Genomic DNA, 17317 nt, shown 5'->3' with positions numbered 1-17317 from the left:
GATGGCGCGAACTTACAGCGCTGTAAAGTGCAGAGTCAACCGAGCGTCACCTGCCGCTCGGCGCGCTCCACGGGCACGTCGGCGGCGTCGACGACCGTGCGGAACGCGCTCAGCACGGCGTCGTCGTCGGGCAGCTCGTCGAGCCGTGACCACAGCGCCCGGCCGGCACGACCGCCCGTCCCTCGGCGCGCGCCAGCACGTGGTCCAGCAGTCCCACGCGGCGTCGCGGGTACGAGGTGGACGTCGCCGTACACCGACATGCTCGGGCACACGTGGAGGCCGACGTGGACAACGCGGGCGGGCCGTGGATGAAGGCGGTTCCTCGAGGTGCTCGACGAGGCGGGCGGTCCTCGGCGCCGGTCAGGCCGTCGTGCGCCGTGTGTGCACCATCCGCCAGTTCACCGGCGCCCAGGACCGCCCGTCGTCGAACGAGAAGTCCTGCGCCCAGACGGGGTGCTCGGTGTCGGTGTCGGTCCATCGGAACCGGGCAAGGTAGCGGGTGCCGTCGTGCTCGGCGTCGCCGACGAACGTGCCCACCCCGTCCTCGAAGCGGCCCCGCACCGGGTCGTCCAGGACACCGGGGTTCCCGGTCGACGCCCACCAGATCCCCCAGTCGTCCGTCCCGGGGGCGTAGAGCCGCAGGGAGTAGCCGGTGAACCGGGTGCCGTCCGGCAGTGGGCCGCTCGTCTGGTCGGCGTTGCCGAGGCCGTCGAGGATGTGATGGACGTCCGCAGCGGTCTCGAACCGTGACCAGGTGCTGCAGGTGGGGTCGAACGGGTCGGTCAGGCGCTCGTGCTCGACGCGCCAGCTCCCGACGAGGAAGTCGAAGTCAGCTCTGCTCATCGCCGCACCGTACGACCGGGCACCGACCGTCAGGGACAGAAGACGTCCAGCAGCCGCCGGCAGCGCGGCGGGTCGATCGTGAGCCCGCGCTCCAAGCCCCAGAGCAGGTACGACATCGACCGCAGCACGACCCAGCTCTCGGCGCGCTCCACCGGCACGTCGGCGGCATCGACGACCGTCCGGAACGCGCGTCGCACGGCTGCGGCGTCGGGCAGCTCGTCGAGCCGCGACCACAGCACCCGCCCGAGGTCGTGCTCGCGGTCGCCGCGCAGGAGCACGGGGTCGACGACGAGCCACGGCGTCCGGTCCGCCGCGAGCACCTGACCGAAGTGCAGGTCGCCGTTCACCGCCCGGCTCCCGGTCGGGGCGGCCGCCCGTTCCTCGGCGCACGCCAGCGCGTGATCGAGCTGCCGTCGCGGTGTCGGCTGCCCGACGGCGCGCCACCCCTCCTCGAGCGAGTCGCGCAGGCCGGCGGCGACGTCCGCGGTGGAGGTGACGTCGTCGGGCACGGGAACCGAGAGCGTGCGCATGAGCCCGCCGAGCACGGGGAGCGCGACGGCGAGCGGCTCGTCCGCGAGGGTGCGGCTCCCGTCGAGGCGTTCGAGGAGCGTGGCCCGGGCCGGGATGTCCGCGTCGACGAGCCGGACGGTGCCGCGGCCGTCCCAGAGGTGGAGCGCGCGGACCTCGTCGGCGACGTCGTCGCCAGGCGGCGCGAGGCGCAGCGCGAGCCGTTCGTCGCCCCGGCGCACGGGGACGACCAGCGCGTTCGAGCCGTGCCACGGCTCCCCGTCGACGGCGAGCCCCCACGTCTCGCACTGCGCGTCCACGAGCGCGGGGAGCCCGTCGAGCCAGTCGCGGCCGTCGTCGTCGCGCCACCAGCGCGGCATCGCCCGGAACGACGCGGGGACGATCAGCGCGCTCATCGGGCTCCGGCGCCGAAGCGGGCCGGGTCCAGGGCCGCGAGGCCCGCGGCGTCGTCGGCCGACGGGAGCCCCAGGACGTCGTCGGCGACGCGCTCCCCGAGGTACGGGCCGAGCGTCAGCCCGGACGCGCCGTACCCGGTGACGACGCGCGAGTCGTCGAACGCCAGCAGGTAGTGCGAGGAGCCGATCGCCGTCGCCACGGCCCAGTGCGACGTGTCCGTGCCCGGCAGCCCGAGGTGGCTGATCTGCCCGCGCTGCGGGGTGATCGGCACGCCGAGGCCGCGGGGCGCGAGCACCGCGGGCGTCCACGTCCCGGCCGCGACGACGACGTGGTCCGCCTCGAGCCGGTCGCCCGACGCCAGCTCCGCGGCGGTGCGGTCGGGGGAGAGGCGGGCGTCGTCGTCGTGCACGGTGGCTCCGTGCGCGCGGGCCGCGGCGAGGAGGGCGAGCCGCAGCCGGCGCCCGTCGACGCGGGCCGCCCGGGTCACATGGACGGCGGCCAGGTCGGGCGCGGCGGCCGGGAACGCCTCGCGCGCCTGCGCGGGGTCGAGGCGGGAGACCGTCCCGACCTGCTCCGGCCCGAACGCGCGCAGCCGGGCCTCGACGCCGGCGAGGGCGGCGTCGTCCCGCGACAGCCACAGGCCGCCGACGACGCGGTACCCGACCTCGTCGGCGGCGTCGCGACCCAGGTCCGCGGCGAGGTCCCGCATCGCACGCGGGTAGTGCCGGACGGCCGCCGCGTACGCCTCGACGAAGCCCGGCTCGGTGATCCCGAGCGACGCCCGGACGATGCCGGCGCCGGCGAGCGTCGCGGCGCCGTCGTGCAGCCGGTCGACGACGACCACCTCCGCTCCGCGACGGGCGAGGGACCAGGCCACGGACGCGCCGGCGACGCCGGCGCCCAGGACGAGCACGCGCATGCGCTCGACGGTAACGGGGTTCCCGTCGTGAGAAGGTCGCTCCATGACGTGGACCGGCGCCGCCGACGCACAACGGTACGGATCGACGCTGCTCGAGGGGGAGCGGGTCCGGTTCCGTGCGCTCGAGGACGCTGACCTCCCCGACCTGGTCCGGTGGTGGCGCGCCCCGGAGTGGGCGGTGCTGCAGCAGATCCTCGTGCGGCCGAGGCCGGAAGAGCCCGTCGTTGAGACGTTCCGGAACTGGAGCAAGAGCGAACGCAGCGGCGAGGTCGGTTTCAGCGTCGTCGACCGCGCCTCGGGCGGCCTCGTCGGGCACGTGACGCTCTTCGGCGCCAAGCTTCCCGTCCGGGCTGCGACGCTCGCGGTGATGATCGGCAGCGAGCACGTCGGCCGCGGCTACGGCACCGACGCCGTCCGGCTCCTCACCGCCTACGGCTTTCGTGAGATGGGGCTGAACCGCATCGAGATCCAGGTGCACGCGTTCAACGACCGAGCACGAGCGGTCTACCGCAAGGTCGGCTACCAGGAAGAGGGCGTGCGCCGCGACGCCACCTTCCACGACGGCCGCTTTCACGACGAGGTCATCATGTCCGCGCTCGCCCGCGATTGGCCGCCGACGTCGTCGGGCGAGGTGCCCTCATAGCGAGCGGCTCCGCGCGTGGCCCGTGACCGCGAGAATGGAGGGCGTGACTCTCCCGTTCGACCGTGGCTCCGCGCCCGCCCCGCTCCCCGACGTCTCGTTCGCGTCCGACAACTACGCCGGCGCCCACCCCGAGGTCCTCGAGGCGATGGTCGCGGCGAACCGCGGCCACGCGGTGTCCTATGGCGCGGACCCGTGGACGGCGCAGCTGCAGGACGTCGTGCGCGGCCACTTCGGCGAGCAGTCGGTCGCGTACCCCGTGTTCAACGGCACGGGGGCGAACGTCGTGTCGCTCGCGTCGATGCTGCCGCGGTGGGGCGCGGTCGTGACGCCCTCGACGGCGCACATCGTGACCGACGAGAACGCGGCGCCCGAGCGGGTGGCCGGCATCAAGCTCCTTACGGTCCCGACGCCGGACGGACGCCTCACCCCGGAGCTCCTCGACCGCGAGGCGTGGGGCTGGGGTGACCCGCACCGGGCGCAGCCGCTGGTCGTGTCGGTCTCGCAGGCGACCGAGCTCGGGACGGTCTACGGGGTCGAGGAGCTGCGGGCGCTCGCCGACCACGCGCACGGACTGGGGATGCGCGTCCACCTCGACGGCGCCCGCCTGGCCAACGCGGCCGCGCACCTGGGCGTGGGGCTGGGCGAGCTGACGACCGCCGTCGGCGTGGACGTCGTGTCGCTCGGCGGGACGAAGAACGGGATCGTGCTCGGCGAGGCCGTGGTGGTGCTGGACCCGTCGGCCGTGGACGGCATCGAGTACGTCCGCAAGCTGACGATGCAGCTCGGGTCGAAGCTGCGGTTCGTGTCCGCGCAGCTCGTCGCGCTGTACGGCTCAGAGCTGTGGCTGCGGTCCGCCGAGCACGCCAACGCGATGGCCGCGCGTCTGCGGTCGGCGCTCGCCGCCGGCCTCGCGGAGGCAGCGGACGAGGGCCGCCTCGTCCTCACCCGGCCCACCGACTCCAACGCCGTCTTCGCGGCGCTCCCGCGCGACGCCGCCGAGCGACTGCGCGAGCGCTGGCGGTTCTACGACTGGGACGACCGCCGCGACGACGGCCTCGTCGAGGTCCGGTGGATGTGCGCCTGGGACACGACGCCCGAGGCTGTGGACACGTTCGCGGCGGAGGTGCTGGCCGCCGTCGGCGAGTGATGCGCTGATCGGCCCGACCCCGGCGTGCCGGGTGGTGACTCGGACGGCGCGGGGGTAGGCCTGAGGGGACGACGCTGTTCCGACGGAGGGATGACGATGCCCAGCGACAGCCCAGTGCCCAGCGTGAGCAGGTCGGCCCCCGGCGTGCGGAGCATCTGGCGGCGCAAGCCGATCGAGACCGACGAGGACGAGTCGTCGGGGCTCAAGCGGACCCTCGGCCTCTGGCAGCTCACCGCGATCGGGCTCGGGGCCATCATCGGCGCCGGGATCTTCACGCTCGCGGGCGCCGTCGCGCACACGGACGCCGGACCGGGCGTGACGATCTCGTTCCTCGTCGCCGGGATCGCCAGCGCGTGCGCTGCCCTGAGCTACGCCGAGTTCGGGGGGATGATCCCCAAGGCCGGCTCCGCCTACACGTACGGCTACGCGGTGCTGGGCGAGGCCGTCGGCTGGTTCATCGGCTGGGACCTGCTGCTCGAGTACACCGCCATCGTCGCGGTGGTCGCGATCTCGGTGTCCGGGTACCTGTCGTTCCTGCTCGAGTCGGTGGGGGTGCACCTGCCCGCGTGGATGCTCGGCGCGCCCGGCACCGGCTCGGGCCACAAGGTGGATCTCTTCGCGATGGCGCTGTGCCTGCTGGTCGCGTTCCTGCTGACGAAGGGCATCAGCTCGTCGGCGCGCATCGAGACGGTCCTCGTGTTCATCAAGGTCGCGATCGTGGTCGCCGTGATCGTCGTGGGCGCGTTCTACGTCAAGAGCTCGAACTTCTCGCCGTACCTGCCGTTCGGCTTCGGCGGGACCATCACCGGCGCGGCGACGGTGTTCTTCGCCGTCTTCGGGTACGACGCGATGAGTACCGCCGCGGAGGAGTCCAAGCAGGCGCAGCGCAACCTGCCCAAGGCCATCATCCTGTCGCTCTCGATCGCGATGGTGCTCTACCTGCTCGCCGCCACCGTGCTGACGGGGATGCAGAGCTACAAGGACCTCGACCCGACGCGCGCGTTCGCGGTCGCCTTCGACTACGTCGGGCTGCCGGGATTCGCGAAGGTCGTGGCGGTGGGCGCGATCGTCGGGATCTTCACCGTGCTGTTCGCGTTCACGCTGGGCGCCTCCCGCGTCTGGTTCTCGATGAGCCGGGACGGGCTCCTGCCCGGCTGGTTCGCGAAGACCAACCGCAACGCCGTGCCCCACCGGCCGACCTGGATCATCGGCGTCGTCGCGGCCCTGATCGCCGGGTTCACGCCGATCCTCGACGCCGCCGAGCTGACGAACATCGGTATCCTCCTGGCGTTCATCGTCGTCTCGGGTGCCGTGATCGTGCTCCGGTACCGCTCGCCCGAGACGCCGCGGACCTTCCGTCTCCCGTGGATGCCGGTCGTGCCGATCATCGGGATCGGGTTCTCGATCTACCTCATCACCAAGCTGCAGCCGGTGACGTGGCTGCGCTTCGTCGTCTGGTTCGCGATCGGCGTCGTCGTGTACGCGTTCTACGGCTACCGGCACAGCCGGATGTCCCCCGACGACGCCGAGGCGGCGCCCGCGGACCGGTCGCCCGGCGCCTGAGGACCCCGCCCGGACGCGGAGCCGTCAGGCGAGCGCGTCCCGGCGGCCCTCGAGGAACCGCCGTTCTACCGCGTTCTGCGTGAGCCGCGCGGCGGTGTCGTAGGCGGTGCTCGCCTCGTCGGTCCGCCCGAGCCGACGCAGCAGGGCGGCGCGCGTGACGTGCCACGGCGCGTACGCGTCGAGCCGCAGGCCGTCGACGACGTCGAGCGCGGGCCCCGGTCCGGTCACCTCCGCGAGCGCCACCGCGCGGTTGAGCGCGACGACGGGCGAGGACGCGACCGCGAGGAGCTGGTCGTAGAGCGCGACGACCTGCCGCCAGTCGGTGGCGTCGGCGGTGGGGGCGTCGTCGTGCACGGCGGCGATCGCGGCCTGGACCTGGTACGGCCCGGGCGCTCGTCCGGTGAGGCGGGCCCTCCGGAGCAGCGTCCGCACGACCGACTGACCCTCGGCGATCAGCCCGGCGTCCCAGCGGGACCGGTCCTGGTCGGCGAGCAGCACGAGCTCCCCGGCGGCGTCGGTTCGGGCCGGGCGCCGAGCGTCCGTGAGCAGCAGCAGCGCGAGCAGGCCGGCGGCCTCGGGCTCGTCGGGCATGAGGGCGACGAGGAGCCGCGCGAGCCGGATCGCCTCCGCGCAGAGGTCGTCCCGGACGAGCGCGTCGCCCGCCGACCCCCGGTACCCCTCGTTGAAGACCAGGTAGAGGACGTCGAGCACGGACCGCAGCCGGTCGGGCAGGTCCGCGTCCGACGGCACGCGGTACGGGATGCCGGCGTCCTTGATCTTGCGCTTCGCGCGGACGAGCCGCTGCGCCATCGTGGCCTCGGGGACGAGGAACGCCCGCGCGATCTCGGTGGTCTCGAGCCCCCCGAGGAGGCGCAGCGTGAGGGCGACCTGCGCCGCCCGGTTCAGGGCGGGGTGGCAGCAGGTGAAGATCAGCCGCAGCCGGTCGTCGCGCACCGGACCCTCCTCCTCGGCGGCGTCGGCCGGGCCGAGCGCGCCGGCGTCATCCCGCACCCCCGACGCCCTTCCGTGCACGAGCGCCGCCTGCGCGTACCGGGCGGGCCGCGTGGACTCGCGCCGGACGACGTCGAGCGCCTTGCGCCGGGCGGTCGTGGTGATCCAGGCGCCCGGGTTGGGCGGGACGCCGTCGGCCGGCCACCGGGCGACCGCGACCGCGAACGCCTCCTGCACCGCCTCCTCGGCGAGCGAGATGTCGTGGAACGTCCGGACGAGTGTCGCCACGCACGCCCCGTACTCGGCCCGGAAGACGTCTGCGACGGCGGACGCCCCCGGGCCGGGCCCCGTGGACGTCACGCCTCGGGCTCCTCCTGGAACGGGCGCACCTCGACGGCGCCCTGGCAGGCGACGGCGCCCTTCTTCGCCCAGGCGAGCGCCGCGTCGAGGTCCTCGGCCTTGATGACCCAGAACCCGCCCAGGTACTCCTTCGTCTCCGCGAACGGCCCGTCGGTGACGAGCACGTCGTCGCCCTGCGGGCGCACCGTCGTCGCGACGTCCGGCGGGAACAGCCCGCCCGCGAACACCCACGCACCCGCGTCCTGGAGCTCGGTGTTGAAGGCGGCGACCGCCGCGTACATGCCCTGGATCTCGTCGTCGGACGGTGTCGCGTCGCCCTCGGTGCCGTTGACGGCGAGGAAGTACTGCTTCATGGCTGTCTCCTTGGGTCCGGAGCCGGTAGGTCCGGCTCTCACCGACACTACGAACGGGAACGCCGCGGATCGACACCTACGCTGAGCTCATGTCTCGTGTCGTGGTCGCCGGCGGCTCCGGCGCCCTCGGCCGGGCGCTCGTCGCGGACCTCGCCGGGCGAGGGGCGGACGTCGTCGTGCTCACCCGCCGGCCCGACTCCGGGTGGGCGGTGCGGCAGGAGCAGTGGGACGGCCGGACGGTCGGCGCCTGGGCTTCCGTGCTCGACGACGACGGCGCGCCCCCGGTCTCGGTCGTGAACCTCGCCGGTCGCCTGGTGGACGTCCGCCCGACGGCCGCGAACGTCGCGAGCCTGAGGTCGTCGCGCGTCGACGCGACCCGGGCGCTGGTGGAGGCGAGCCGTGCGTCGCGCCGCCCGGTGGCGCGCTGGGTCCAGATGTCGACGACGGCGATCTGGTCCGACGGCGGCGACCGGCGGATCACCGAGGCCACGCCCCTGCCCGACCCCGGCCTGCCGCAGATGACGGGCGTCGCGCTGCCGTGGGAGCGCGCCGCCGCGGGCGCCCACGCCGAGCGCGTCACCACGCTCCGCACCTCCCTCGTGCTCCAGCCCGGCTCGCCCGTGGTCGCGCGGCTCGAGCTGCTCACCCGCCTGGGGCTCGGCGGGAAGGTGGGCTCGGGGCGCCAGTGGATCAGCTGGATCCACGTCGACGACTGGCTCGCGATCGTCCGGGCCGCGCTCGGCCTCGGCGGACCTGGCGAGCCCGCGCTGCCCGGCGGGGTGGTCGTCGCCTCGGCCCCGACCCCCGTCAGCAACGCCGAGCTCATGGCGACGCTCCGCCGGATGACCGGCCGGCGGCTGGGCCTCCCGACGCCCGCACCCGTCGCCCGGCTCGGCTCCTGGCTCCTGCGCAGCGACCCCGCGCTCGGGCTGACCGGGCGGCACTGCACCTCCGAGGTGCTGGCCGGGCTCGGCTGGCGCTTTCGCGAACCGGCGCTCGAGCCGGCACTGCGCGACGTCGTCGGGCGCGGGCCGCGCGGCTAGCCTGGCAGCATGACGCGCGTCGTGGTGACAGGAAGCAGCGGCAAGCTCGGGCAGGCGGTCGTGGTGGATCTCGCCGAGCACGGGTACGACGTCGTGACCGTCGACCAGGTGCCGCCCCCGCCCGGGCAGCCGGGGCAGTTCACGCGCGCCGACCTCACGGACCTCGGCCAGGTCGTCGAGCTGCTCACCGGCGTCGACGACCGGTACTCCGGTGTGGACGCCGTCGTGCACCTCGCGGCGATCCCCGCGCCCGGCCTGCGCACGAGCGGCGCGACGTTCCACAACAACGTGCCGTCCACGTTCGACGTCTTCCAGGCCGCGAAGATCGCCGGGGTCAAGAAGGTCGTCTGGGCGTCGAGCGAGACCGTCCTCGGCCTGCCGTTCGACGTGCCGCCGCCGTACGTGCCGGTCGACGAGGAGTACGCCGTCCTGCCGAACTCGACGTACTCGCTCGGCAAGGCCGTCGAGGAGGAGATGGCCCGGCACTTCGCGCGCTGGGACCCGGAGCTGTCGATCCTCGGGCTCCGGTTCTCCAACGTGATGGCGCTCGCGGACTACGCGGAGTTCCCGTCGTGGCAGGGCGACGCCGCCCGCCGCCGCTGGAACCTGTGGGGCTACATCGACGCGCGCGACGGCGCCCAGGCCGTGCGGCTCGCCGTCGAGACCGAGCTGAAGGGTTTCGAGGCCTTCGTCGTCGCGAACGCGGACACCGTCATGGAGCGGCCGTCCGCCGACCTCGTGGCCGAGCAGTTCCCGGGCGTCGAGGTACGGCGCCCGCTCGAGGGCACCGAGACGCTGCTCTCGATCGACAAGGCGCGCCGGCTGCTCGGCTTCCAGCCGCAGCACTCATGGCGCGACGTCGTCGGGCACGTGTCCTCGGTCTGAGCGCCCGACGGCGGCGCTCCCGTGGGGCGCCCCGGTCGCGGGCCGTCAGCCGAGGCCCAGCTCCGCCGCGAGCCGCCCGAAGCCGTCCTCGACCGGCTCGCCCGGCTCCCCGGCGACGAGCTGCACGGCCACCTGGTCGGCGCCCGCGTCGAGGTGCTCGGCCAGCCGAGCTGCCACCTGTGCGGGCGTCCCGTGGGCGACGACGGCGTCGATGAACCCGTCGCTGCCGCCGGCAGCGAGGTCGTCCTCGGTGAACCCGAGCCGCAGCCACGCGTTCCGGTAGTTGGCCATGCCCAGGTAGACGGTCAGCGCCGTGCGCGCGGCCTCCCGGGCGCGGGCGGCGTCGGCGTCGAGCACGACGTGCTGCTCGGGGACGAGCAGGGGCTCCGTGCCGAGAGTGTCGCGGGCCTCCCGCGTGTGCTTGGGGGTCACCAGGTACGGGTGGGCGCCGGCGGTGCGGTCGCGCGCGAGCCCGAGGACGCGCGGCCCGAGCGCCGCGAGGAGGACGTGGTCGCGGGGGACGTCGTCGGCCGCGAGGGCGTCGAGGTACTCGACGAGCGCGGCGTACGGCGTCGCGGCCTTCGCGCCCGACGCCTCGCGGTGGCCCGTGCCGACCCCGAGCAGGAACCGGCCGGGGTAGGCGGCCAGCACGCGGCGCGTGGAGGCGGCGGCCTCGTCGGCCGGCGACGCCCAGATGTTGACGATCCCCGTCCCGACGACGAGCGTCGACGTGGCCCCGAGCAGCTCCTCCGGCTTCGCGAGCGTGCCGTCGGGGGAGCCGCCGACCCACAGAGCGCCGTAGCCCAGCCGCTCGACCTGGGCGGCGAACGCCCCGTCGAGGTCGAGCCCGCTGCGCCACACGCCGTACCGCCCGCCGAGCCGTGCCGTCCTGCTGTCGTCCGTCGTCGTCGTCATACCGGCGGCAACCCGGCTCGCCCGGCCTCGATTCCCGGCCGCCGGCCACGCTGCCACGACGCCGCTCAGCCCGCTCCGATGATGTCGTCCAGCTCCCGCTCGAGGAGGAGCGCGGGGTCGAACCCCATCGTCGCGAACTGCCCGTTGACCTCGAGGCCGATCAGGCCGTGCAGGCGCGTCCAGCTGAGGATCACACCGGCGAGGACGTCGCCCGGGATGGTGCCGCGCAGCTCGTCGGGGATCCAGGGGGCGCGCTCGAGCTGCTGCTCCAGGAGGGTCGGCGGGGTCGGGGTCGTCCCGGGCGGGGACGGCGGCGCCTGGAGGTCGACCGACGCGGCCATGACGGAGCCGAGGGTCCTCTGTGCCGCCTCGATCACCGCGTCCGGCGGCTGGTACCCGGAGTAGGGCGTGCCGAACAGCAGGAGGTAGCGGTGCGGCTGCGCGAGCGCCCAGGAGCGCATGGTGCGGCCGAGCGCGCGGAGCTGCTCGTCGGCGCCCTCGGGCGCGGCGCCGACGACCGCCCGGGTGAGGGCGGCGCCGAGGTCGTCGTAGGCGTCGATGATCAGCGCGGTGAGGAGCGCGTCGCGGTTCGCGAAGTACCGGTAGAGGGCCGGACCGGTCATCCCGAGCTCGCGGGCGATCGCGTTGAGCGACAGCGCCGCCTGCCCGCCGGTCGCGAGCTGCTCGAGCGCGATGCGCTTCGCCTCGTCGCGCGTCTGCGCGCGGTAGCGCTCGCGCCGGCTCGGGGGTGCGTCGTCCACGGGTCTCCTTCGGGCTGGGCGTCGCGAGGGGTTGACAGGCCCAGGCTAGAGGCACACGCTGAAGTGACAGGCTCTAACGGACGCGAGGGGGAGTTACATCATGGCGACTTCGACGGCGGAGGCGGTGCTCGCCACCCGAGCGGCGCCCCACGTTCCGCGCGGCCTCGCCGCCGGCACCCTCGTCGCGACGGCGCTCGTCTGGGGGCCCTACGCGCTCTGGCCGGGCGCGCTGTGGCAGCCGCTCGCGCAGACCGGCGCCTACGTGGCGCTGTTCACGCTGACCGCGACCAACCCGCGGCTCAAGGTCCTGCTCGTCCGGGCCCTGCAGCGCTGGGTCATCAACCCGGTGGTGCGGGCCGGGTTCGTCGTCGGGATCAACCCGTTCGGCGTCGCGCTCCTCGAGACCCGCGGGCGCGTCAGCGGGCAGCCCCGACGCACGCCGGTCGGCAACGGCCGGCGTGGCACCGAGCTGTGGATCATCGCCGAGCACGGCGAGGCCGCCGGGTACGTGCGCAACCTCCGCCAGGACCCGCACGTGCGCATCCGGCTCCGGCTGGGCCTGCGGCACCGCTGGGTCGACGGGATCGCGACCGTCCGCCCCGACGACGACGCCCTCGCCCGTCAGCGCAGCATCATCGCCTGGCACCCGCTGCGGGCGCTCAACGCGGTGAACGTGCGGGTGCTCGGCGCGGACCTCCTGAGCGTCCACGTCCGGCTCGACCTCGACGGTGCGACCGCGCGGGGCGGCCGCGCCGGAGGGTGACGGGGCGCGGGAACGGGCGAGCCGCCGTCGTCGAGCGGGTCAGTCCGCGTCCGACGACGGCGCGAACGCTGCCCGCGCGACGCCGACCGCCGCCATGGCCCGCGGCCAGCCGGTGTAGAACGCGAGGTGCGTGATGGCCTCGACGAGCTCCTCCTCGGTCACGCCGTTGTCCCGGGCGAACCGGAGATGGAACTCGAGCTGGTCGAGGTTGCCGAGCGTCACGAGCGCGGCGACCGTGACGAGCGAGCGGTCGCGCTTGGCGAGCTCGGTCCGCTCCCAGACCTCGTCGAACAGCACCTGGTCGGTGTAGTGCGCGAGCGCGGGCGCGATGTCCCCGACGGACCGCTGTCCGCCCGTCCACCCGGTCACCGGTCCGCCTCCCCGGACGCGCCCCCGGCGAGCTCCGCGTCGGTGACGTGCTCCTTCCACACGGTGGTGGCGGCCGGGTCGTCGCCGCTCTCGAGCATCGCGAGGTGCTCCATGAACCCGTCCGACGTCGCCGCGTGCCAGTGGTCCTGGCCGGGCGGGGTGTAGAGGGTCTGGCCGGGGCGGACCTCGACGACCTGCCCGTCGCGGGTGCCGAAGCGGGCCACGCCCTGCGTGACGCGCAGGTACTGGCCGCGGGCGTGCGAGTGCCACGCGGTCCGCGCGCCCGGCGCGAACCGGACGAGCGCGACGGTCATGCGCTGGTCGGCCTCGTGCGGCGCGGCGATCGTGTCCACCCACACGTCGCCCGCGAACTGCTCGGGCGGGTTCTTGACGGTGGGTCGGGTGGGTTCGACGTTCATGCGATCCTCTCCTCGGTCGACTGTTCTGGAGGCTCGGGCTCAGACGGTCAGCAGGACCTTGGTGGCCCGACGCTCGTCCATGGCGCGGTACCCCTCGGCGGCGTCCTCGAGGGGGAGGGTCAGGTCGAAGACGGCGCCCGGGTCGATCGTGCGGTCCCAGATCAGCTGGACGAGCTCGGGCAGGAACCGGCGCACGGGCGCCGGCCCGCCGAGCAGGTGGACCTCGGCGAAGAACAGCTCCTCGCCGGGCAGGGTGACGCCGTGCGCGACGCCGACGTAGCCGATGTGCCCGCCGGGGCGGGCCGACCGGATCGCCTGCATCATCGACTCCTGGGTGCCGACGGCCTCGATCACGGAGTGCGCGCCCAGGCCGCCCGTGAGCTCCTTGACCTTCGCGACGCCGTCGTCCCCGCGCTCGGTGACGATGTCGGTGGCGCCGAACCGCCGGGCGAGAGCCTGCCGGTCGGCGTGCCGGGACATCGCGATGATGCGCTCGGCGCCGAGCTGCTTGGCGGCCAGAACCCCGAGGAGCCCGACGGCGCCGTCCCCGACGACCGCGACGGTCTTGCCGGGCCCGACCTCCGCGGCGACGGCCGCGAACCAGCCGGTCCCGAGCACGTCGGAGGCGGCGAGCAGGGAGGGGACGAGGTCGGCGTCGGGCACGCCGGGCATCGTCACGAGCGTCCCGTCGGCGAACGGGATCCGCGCGTACTCGGCCTGCGTGCCGATGGTGCCGTGGACGAACTGCGCGTGCACGCACTTCGACTGGAACCCGGCCCGGCAGATCTCGCACGTGTTGTCGGAGATCACGAACGACCCGACGACGTGGTCGCCCACGGTGAGCGTCGTGACCGCGTCGCCGACCTGCTCGACGACGCCGATGTACTCGTGCCCCATGGGCAGGTGGTCGGCCGCCTCGATGCCGCGGTAGGGCCACAGGTCCGACCCGCAGATGCAGGTCGCGGTGATCCTGATGACGGCGTCGGTCGGCTCCTCGATCCGGGGGTCCGGACGGTCCTCGACGCGGACGACGCCGGGTGCTTCCAGGATGACTCCACGCATGGTGTGCTCCGTTCCTTGGTTTCAGTGTGAGGTGACGCCGACGACGACGCAGCGGTCGTCGTCGGCGGACGTGGGGGAGGGCGTCCGCGGGCGGAGGGCGAGGCGGCCGAGCACGAGCGCGGCGAGGGCGACGGACACGACGGTGACCAGTCCGAGCGGCAGCACCGACGTCGCGCCGGCCAGCCCGACGAGCGGGGCCGCGACACCGCCGAACCCGAAGCGGACCGCCCCCAGCAGCGACGACGCCGTCCCGGCGAGGTGCGGGTACTCGACCAGCGCGAGCGTCGTCGCGGGCGGGGAGGTGATGGCGACGCCGCTGGCGAGCGCGAGCAGCGACCCGACCACGACCCACAGCGGCACCGCGACGAGGCCCGCGAGCAGCAGCCCCAGCGCGCCGGCGCCCGCCACGGCGACGCCGACGGCGAGCGTCCCACCGACGCTGCGCCGCTCGGCGGTCCTGCCGGCGACGTACCCGCACGCCATGAACCCCGCGGAGTTCAGCCCGAACGCGAGCGCGTAGCCCTGCGGCGACAGCCCGTAGACGCCCTGCAGCACGAACGTCGCGCCCGACACGTACGCGAACAGCGCCGCGTACATGAAGCCCTGGTTGAGCACCGCCCCGACGAACACCCGGTCGGACGCCAGCGCGCGCAGGTCGCGCAGGGTGTGCGCGAGGCCGCCGCTCGTCCGCCCCGCCGGGGGCAGCGTCTCGGGGAACGCGACGAGGGTGACGAGGAGGAGCGCGACCCCGACCGTGGCGAGGAGGACGAACAGGCCCCGCCAGTCCGTGACGGCCGTGAGCTGACCGCCGAGGACCGGCCCGACGACCGCGGCGAGCCCGCCGACCACCGTCAGGCGCCCGTAGAACCGGACGAGGCGCCCACCCGTGTAGACGTCGCGGCCGGCGGCCTGGGCGATGACGATCCCGACGCCGCCCGCGAGCCCCTGCACGAGGCGGGCCGCGATCAGCAGCTCGATCGTCGGGCTCAGCGCGCACAGCGCGGACGTCACCGCGTACGCGACGACGCCCACCAGGAGGACGGGACGGCGGCCGTACCGGTCGGAGACCGGCCCGGCGACGAGCTGACCGGCCGCGAGACCCACCAGGCACGCCGTCACGGTGAGCTGGGCGACCGACGTCGCCGCCCCCAGCTCCGCGGTCAGCGCCGGCAGCGCGGGGAGGTAGAGGTCCATCGAGATCGGGCCGAAGACCGTGAGCAGCAGCAGGAGCGCCGGCAGGAAGCGGGCGTACCGGTGCCGCGGCGCGGCGAGGGAGGTGGGGCTGTCGATCACGTCCACCACCCTCCGCGGTTCGTCCGCGCGGGGGGAGTCCCTGTCGAGAGGTGTACCGACAGGGCACCCCTCGCCGCCCGCGCACCCGGGTGGGCGCCGTCGTCCGCGCCTAGCCTGGAGGGATGGACAACCGAGCCGAGGTGCGCGAGTTCCTCGTGTCGCGCCGGGCGAAGGTCACGCCCGACGCCGCAGGCGTGCCCGCCGGATCAGGCCGCCGCGTGCCGGGGCTGCGTCGCAGCGAGGTGGCGATGCTCGCGGGCGTGAGCGTCGAGTACTACGCGAAGCTGGAGCGTGGCGCGATCGCGGGGGCGTCGTCGTCGGTGCTGGAGTCGGTCGCGCGGGCGCTGCAGCTCGACGAAGCGGAGCGCGCGCACCTGCTCGACCTAGCGCGCGCCGCCGACGGCATCCCGACCTCCGGGCGCCCCCGTGGTCGGTCGGCCCGGCCCGCCGCCCCGAGCCCCAGCCTCCAGTGGGCGCTCGACGCGATCACCGACGCGGTGGCGTTCGTCCGGGATCCCCTGCAGAACGTCCTGGCGACCAACCCGCTCGGGCGGGCGTTCTACGCGCCCGTGATCGGCGACGGCGGCCGCACGCCCAACCTGGCCCGGTTCCAGTTCCTCGACCCGGCCGCCCACGAGTTCTACCCGGACTGGGACCTGTTCGCCCGCATGTGCGTGTCCGTGATGCGCGCCGAGGCCGGCCGCAACCCGCACGACGCCGCCATGCAGGACCTCGTCGGCGAGCTCTCGACCCGGAGCGACACGTTCCGCACCCTGTGGGCAGCGCACGACGTCCGGATCCACGGCGCCGGCACCAAGCGGTTCCAGCACCCGGTGGTCGGCGAGCTGGTGCTCGCGTACGACGAGCTCGCGCTCACCGCCGAGCCCGGCCAGGTGGTGCTCGTCTACACCGCGGAGCCCGGCTCGCCGTCGGCCGAACGCCTGCGGTTGCTGGCGTCGTGGGCCGCGGAGTCCGCGAACGCGGGGCAGCGGGCGTAGCGGCGCCGACGCCTCGCCGACCCACCGCCGAGATCGAGGGTGTCCCGCCGAGATCGAGCCCTGCACCCTCGACCTCGACGCGGAACCCTCGACCTCGGCGATCACAGGTGCTCACCGTCCGGCGAGGCCGTGATCCTGGAGGTAGGTGTCGACGATCTTCGCGACGCCGGTCATGCCGGCGAGGTTCGGGTGGTACGACGCCGACGTCGCGGTGCCGTCCTTCCCGGTGATCCACGCCGCGGCCCCGGCGCAGGCGTCGTGGCCGGCCGACCCGTCGTACGTGTCGACGTACGCCGTTCCCGTCCCGGCCGCCGCCGACGCGAGTGCCGCGTTCAGCCCGTGCTCCCACCGGTCGACGTACGCGTAGTCGCCGGCGGCGAACGGCAGGGCCTCGCACGTGCCCTGCGCAGGAACGATCCGCGGGTAGCCGACGAGGACGACGGCGGCGTCCGGGGCCTTCGCCTGCACGGCCTGGACCGCGGACACGACCTGGGCGCGCGTCTGCCGGAGCTTGTCGGCGACCGTGTCGTCGCCGCCTGAGACGAAGTGGTCCCGGCACGGCGAGCCCTGCGGGTCGGTCGCCGCGACCGATGCGCAGCCCTCGATGAGGCCCGTGAACACGTGCTGGTCGTTGGCGCCGAGCGAGATCGTGACGAGCCGGGTGGACGGGTGGACGGAATCCACCTGGGGAGCGTGCGTCTCGGCTCCGAGCACCTGAGCTCCCGTGACGTTGGCGGGGGAGGCGCCCGGGCAGCTCGCGTTCGTGAACGACGACGCGTCGATCGCGCGCGCGACCTGCTCCGCCCAGCCCTGCGTCGAGCGCTCGCACAGGCCGGAGGACGCCACCTGCCGGGGGATGAGCGGCCCGGCGGTGTACGAGTCGCCGAGCGCGACGTACGACGGTCCGGAACCGCCCCGTCCGTTCAAGGCCACAGCGACGACGGCGGCGCCCACCACCGCCAGCCCGGCGAGCGCCAGGGCAAGGGTCCGCACGCGGCGGCGGTCAGGTCGGGTCATGGCGACTCCGTCGTGCTCGGTCGGGTCGGAGACGACGTCGTCGGTTCGACGCTACCCGCCGCCGCCCCTCGCGGCCCCTCTTCGAGGTC

20 protein-coding genes are annotated in these 17317 nt (G+C 74.5%); 7 read left to right on the top strand and 13 right to left on the bottom strand.

Going from position 1 to position 17317, the window contains the following annotated elements:
- Window positions 1-35: 35 nt before the first annotated feature.
- The 4 genes from ACLQ14_RS18495 to ACLQ14_RS18480 form a co-directional block, all read right to left on the bottom strand.
- Window positions 36-260, bottom strand: coding sequence for a hypothetical protein (locus ACLQ14_RS18495; RefSeq protein WP_425815755.1), 225 nt, complete (start codon window positions 258-260; stop codon window positions 36-38).
- Between the two features lie 100 nt (window positions 261-360).
- On the bottom strand, window positions 361-843 hold the full coding sequence (locus ACLQ14_RS18490; RefSeq protein WP_425815753.1) for a hypothetical protein: 483 nt from the start codon (window positions 841-843) through the stop codon (window positions 361-363).
- 29 nt (window positions 844-872) lie between these two features.
- Window positions 873-1766 carry an aminoglycoside phosphotransferase family protein gene (locus ACLQ14_RS18485; RefSeq protein ID WP_425815751.1) on the bottom strand — a complete coding sequence of 298 codons (894 nt, stop codon included), beginning with the start codon at window positions 1764-1766 and terminating at the stop codon, window positions 873-875.
- Window positions 1763-2686, bottom strand: coding sequence for an NAD(P)/FAD-dependent oxidoreductase (locus ACLQ14_RS18480; RefSeq protein WP_425815749.1), 924 nt, complete (start codon window positions 2684-2686; stop codon window positions 1763-1765). The genes ACLQ14_RS18485 and ACLQ14_RS18480 overlap by 4 nt, the downstream gene beginning before the upstream one ends.
- 43 nt (window positions 2687-2729) lie before the next feature.
- Here ACLQ14_RS18480 and ACLQ14_RS18475 point away from each other — a divergent pair, with 43 nt between their 5' ends.
- The 3 genes from ACLQ14_RS18475 (at window position 2730) to ACLQ14_RS18465 (ending at window position 6039) form a co-directional block, all read left to right on the top strand.
- A complete protein-coding gene (locus ACLQ14_RS18475; protein WP_425815747.1) occupies window positions 2730-3329 on the top strand; it encodes a GNAT family N-acetyltransferase in 600 nt (199 codons plus the stop codon).
- Between the two features lie 43 nt (window positions 3330-3372).
- Window positions 3373-4476, top strand: coding sequence for a threonine aldolase family protein (locus tag ACLQ14_RS18470; RefSeq protein ID WP_425815745.1), 1104 nt, complete (start codon window positions 3373-3375; stop codon window positions 4474-4476).
- A gap of 123 nt (window positions 4477-4599) precedes the next feature.
- Complete coding sequence (locus ACLQ14_RS18465; protein ID WP_425815743.1) at window positions 4600-6039, top strand: amino acid permease; 1440 nt, start codon at window positions 4600-4602, stop codon at window positions 6037-6039.
- A 24-nt stretch (window positions 6040-6063) separates the two neighbouring features.
- On the opposite strand, the gene ACLQ14_RS18460 is transcribed toward ACLQ14_RS18465, so the two are convergent.
- Window positions 6064-7350, bottom strand: coding sequence for an RNA polymerase sigma factor (locus ACLQ14_RS18460; protein ID WP_425815741.1), 1287 nt, complete (start codon window positions 7348-7350; stop codon window positions 6064-6066).
- On the bottom strand, window positions 7347-7703 hold the full coding sequence (locus ACLQ14_RS18455) for a YciI family protein (protein ID WP_425815739.1): 357 nt from the start codon (window positions 7701-7703) through the stop codon (window positions 7347-7349). Before ACLQ14_RS18455 ends, ACLQ14_RS18460 begins: the two co-directional genes overlap by 4 nt.
- A gap of 89 nt (window positions 7704-7792) precedes the next feature.
- Between ACLQ14_RS18455 and ACLQ14_RS18450 the strand changes: the two genes are divergently transcribed.
- The gene (locus ACLQ14_RS18450) at window positions 7793-8746 is read left to right on the top strand and encodes an epimerase (RefSeq protein ID WP_425815737.1); all 954 of its coding nucleotides are present in this window, start codon (window positions 7793-7795) and stop codon (window positions 8744-8746) included.
- A 9-nt stretch (window positions 8747-8755) separates the two neighbouring features.
- Window positions 8756-9631, top strand: coding sequence for an NAD-dependent epimerase/dehydratase family protein (locus tag ACLQ14_RS18445; protein ID WP_425815735.1), 876 nt, complete (start codon window positions 8756-8758; stop codon window positions 9629-9631).
- Window positions 9632-9676: 45 nt separating this feature from the next.
- Here ACLQ14_RS18445 and ACLQ14_RS18440 read toward each other — a convergent pair whose 3' ends face one another.
- A complete protein-coding gene (locus tag ACLQ14_RS18440; protein ID WP_425815733.1) occupies window positions 9677-10546 on the bottom strand; it encodes a TIGR03620 family F420-dependent LLM class oxidoreductase in 870 nt (289 codons plus the stop codon).
- A gap of 65 nt (window positions 10547-10611) precedes the next feature.
- Entirely contained in the window at window positions 10612-11307 is a 696-nt protein-coding gene (locus ACLQ14_RS18435; protein WP_425815731.1) for a TetR/AcrR family transcriptional regulator, read from the bottom strand.
- 100 nt (window positions 11308-11407) lie between these two features.
- Here ACLQ14_RS18435 and ACLQ14_RS18430 point away from each other — a divergent pair, with 100 nt between their 5' ends.
- The gene (locus ACLQ14_RS18430) at window positions 11408-12070 is read left to right on the top strand and encodes a nitroreductase/quinone reductase family protein (protein WP_425815729.1); all 663 of its coding nucleotides are present in this window, start codon (window positions 11408-11410) and stop codon (window positions 12068-12070) included.
- A 39-nt stretch (window positions 12071-12109) separates the two neighbouring features.
- On the opposite strand, the gene ACLQ14_RS18425 is transcribed toward ACLQ14_RS18430, so the two are convergent.
- Genes ACLQ14_RS18425 through ACLQ14_RS18410 form a run of 4 tightly spaced genes read right to left on the bottom strand, consistent with a single transcriptional unit; the run spans window position 12110 to window position 15213 of the window.
- Window positions 12110-12439, bottom strand: coding sequence for a carboxymuconolactone decarboxylase family protein (locus ACLQ14_RS18425; protein ID WP_425815727.1), 330 nt, complete (start codon window positions 12437-12439; stop codon window positions 12110-12112).
- Window positions 12436-12858: a (R)-mandelonitrile lyase gene (locus tag ACLQ14_RS18420; RefSeq protein WP_425815725.1), complete on the bottom strand. Its 423-nt coding sequence runs from the start codon at window positions 12856-12858 to the stop codon at window positions 12436-12438. The genes ACLQ14_RS18425 and ACLQ14_RS18420 overlap by 4 nt, the downstream gene beginning before the upstream one ends.
- A gap of 39 nt (window positions 12859-12897) precedes the next feature.
- Entirely contained in the window at window positions 12898-13920 is a 1023-nt protein-coding gene (locus ACLQ14_RS18415) for a zinc-dependent alcohol dehydrogenase family protein (protein WP_425815723.1), read from the bottom strand.
- A 21-nt stretch (window positions 13921-13941) separates the two neighbouring features.
- Window positions 13942-15213, bottom strand: a complete 1272-nt coding sequence (locus tag ACLQ14_RS18410; protein WP_425815721.1) for a multidrug effflux MFS transporter — start codon at window positions 15211-15213, stop codon at window positions 13942-13944.
- Between the two features lie 122 nt (window positions 15214-15335).
- On the opposite strand from ACLQ14_RS18410, the gene ACLQ14_RS18405 reads away from it, so the two are divergent.
- The gene (locus tag ACLQ14_RS18405; protein ID WP_425815719.1) at window positions 15336-16211 is read left to right on the top strand and encodes a helix-turn-helix domain-containing protein; all 876 of its coding nucleotides are present in this window, start codon (window positions 15336-15338) and stop codon (window positions 16209-16211) included.
- A 111-nt stretch (window positions 16212-16322) separates the two neighbouring features.
- Here ACLQ14_RS18405 and ACLQ14_RS18400 read toward each other — a convergent pair whose 3' ends face one another.
- Window positions 16323-17228 (bottom strand): SGNH/GDSL hydrolase family protein, encoded by a 906-nt coding sequence (locus ACLQ14_RS18400; RefSeq protein ID WP_425815717.1) that lies wholly within the window; start codon window positions 17226-17228, stop codon window positions 16323-16325.
- Between the last annotated feature and the right edge of the window lie 89 nt (window positions 17229-17317).

It is taken from the genome of Luteimicrobium sp. DT211 (assembly GCF_049844995.1).
Taxonomy (GTDB): domain Bacteria; phylum Actinomycetota; class Actinomycetes; order Actinomycetales; family Cellulomonadaceae; genus Luteimicrobium.
This window is presented reverse-complemented; position numbering and strand designations above follow the sequence as displayed.

What these genes read in the sequence shown, in the direction of transcription:
- ACLQ14_RS18495 (WP_425815755.1), bottom strand. Translation starts at nt 260, where the DNA reads ATGTCGGTGTACGGCGACGTCCACCTCGTACCCGCGACGCCGCGTGGG.
- ACLQ14_RS18490 (WP_425815753.1), bottom strand. Translation starts at nt 843, where the DNA reads ATGAGCAGAGCTGACTTCGACTTCCTCGTCGGGAGCTGGCGCGTCGAG.
- ACLQ14_RS18485 (WP_425815751.1), bottom strand. Translation starts at nt 1,766, where the DNA reads ATGAGCGCGCTGATCGTCCCCGCGTCGTTCCGGGCGATGCCGCGCTGG.
- ACLQ14_RS18480 (WP_425815749.1), bottom strand. Translation starts at nt 2,686, where the DNA reads ATGCGCGTGCTCGTCCTGGGCGCCGGCGTCGCCGGCGCGTCCGTGGCC.
- ACLQ14_RS18475 (WP_425815747.1), top strand. Translation starts at nt 2,730, where the DNA reads ATGACGTGGACCGGCGCCGCCGACGCACAACGGTACGGATCGACGCTG.
- ACLQ14_RS18455 (WP_425815739.1), bottom strand. Translation starts at nt 7,703, where the DNA reads ATGAAGCAGTACTTCCTCGCCGTCAACGGCACCGAGGGCGACGCGACA.
- ACLQ14_RS18450 (WP_425815737.1), top strand. Translation starts at nt 7,793, where the DNA reads ATGTCTCGTGTCGTGGTCGCCGGCGGCTCCGGCGCCCTCGGCCGGGCG.
- ACLQ14_RS18445 (WP_425815735.1), top strand. Translation starts at nt 8,756, where the DNA reads ATGACGCGCGTCGTGGTGACAGGAAGCAGCGGCAAGCTCGGGCAGGCG.
- ACLQ14_RS18440 (WP_425815733.1), bottom strand. Translation starts at nt 10,546, where the DNA reads ATGACGACGACGACGGACGACAGCAGGACGGCACGGCTCGGCGGGCGG.
- ACLQ14_RS18430 (WP_425815729.1), top strand. Translation starts at nt 11,408, where the DNA reads ATGGCGACTTCGACGGCGGAGGCGGTGCTCGCCACCCGAGCGGCGCCC.
- ACLQ14_RS18420 (WP_425815725.1), bottom strand. Translation starts at nt 12,858, where the DNA reads ATGAACGTCGAACCCACCCGACCCACCGTCAAGAACCCGCCCGAGCAG.
- ACLQ14_RS18415 (WP_425815723.1), bottom strand. Translation starts at nt 13,920, where the DNA reads ATGCGTGGAGTCATCCTGGAAGCACCCGGCGTCGTCCGCGTCGAGGAC.
- ACLQ14_RS18405 (WP_425815719.1), top strand. Translation starts at nt 15,336, where the DNA reads ATGGACAACCGAGCCGAGGTGCGCGAGTTCCTCGTGTCGCGCCGGGCG.
- ACLQ14_RS18400 (WP_425815717.1), bottom strand. Translation starts at nt 17,228, where the DNA reads ATGACCCGACCTGACCGCCGCCGCGTGCGGACCCTTGCCCTGGCGCTC.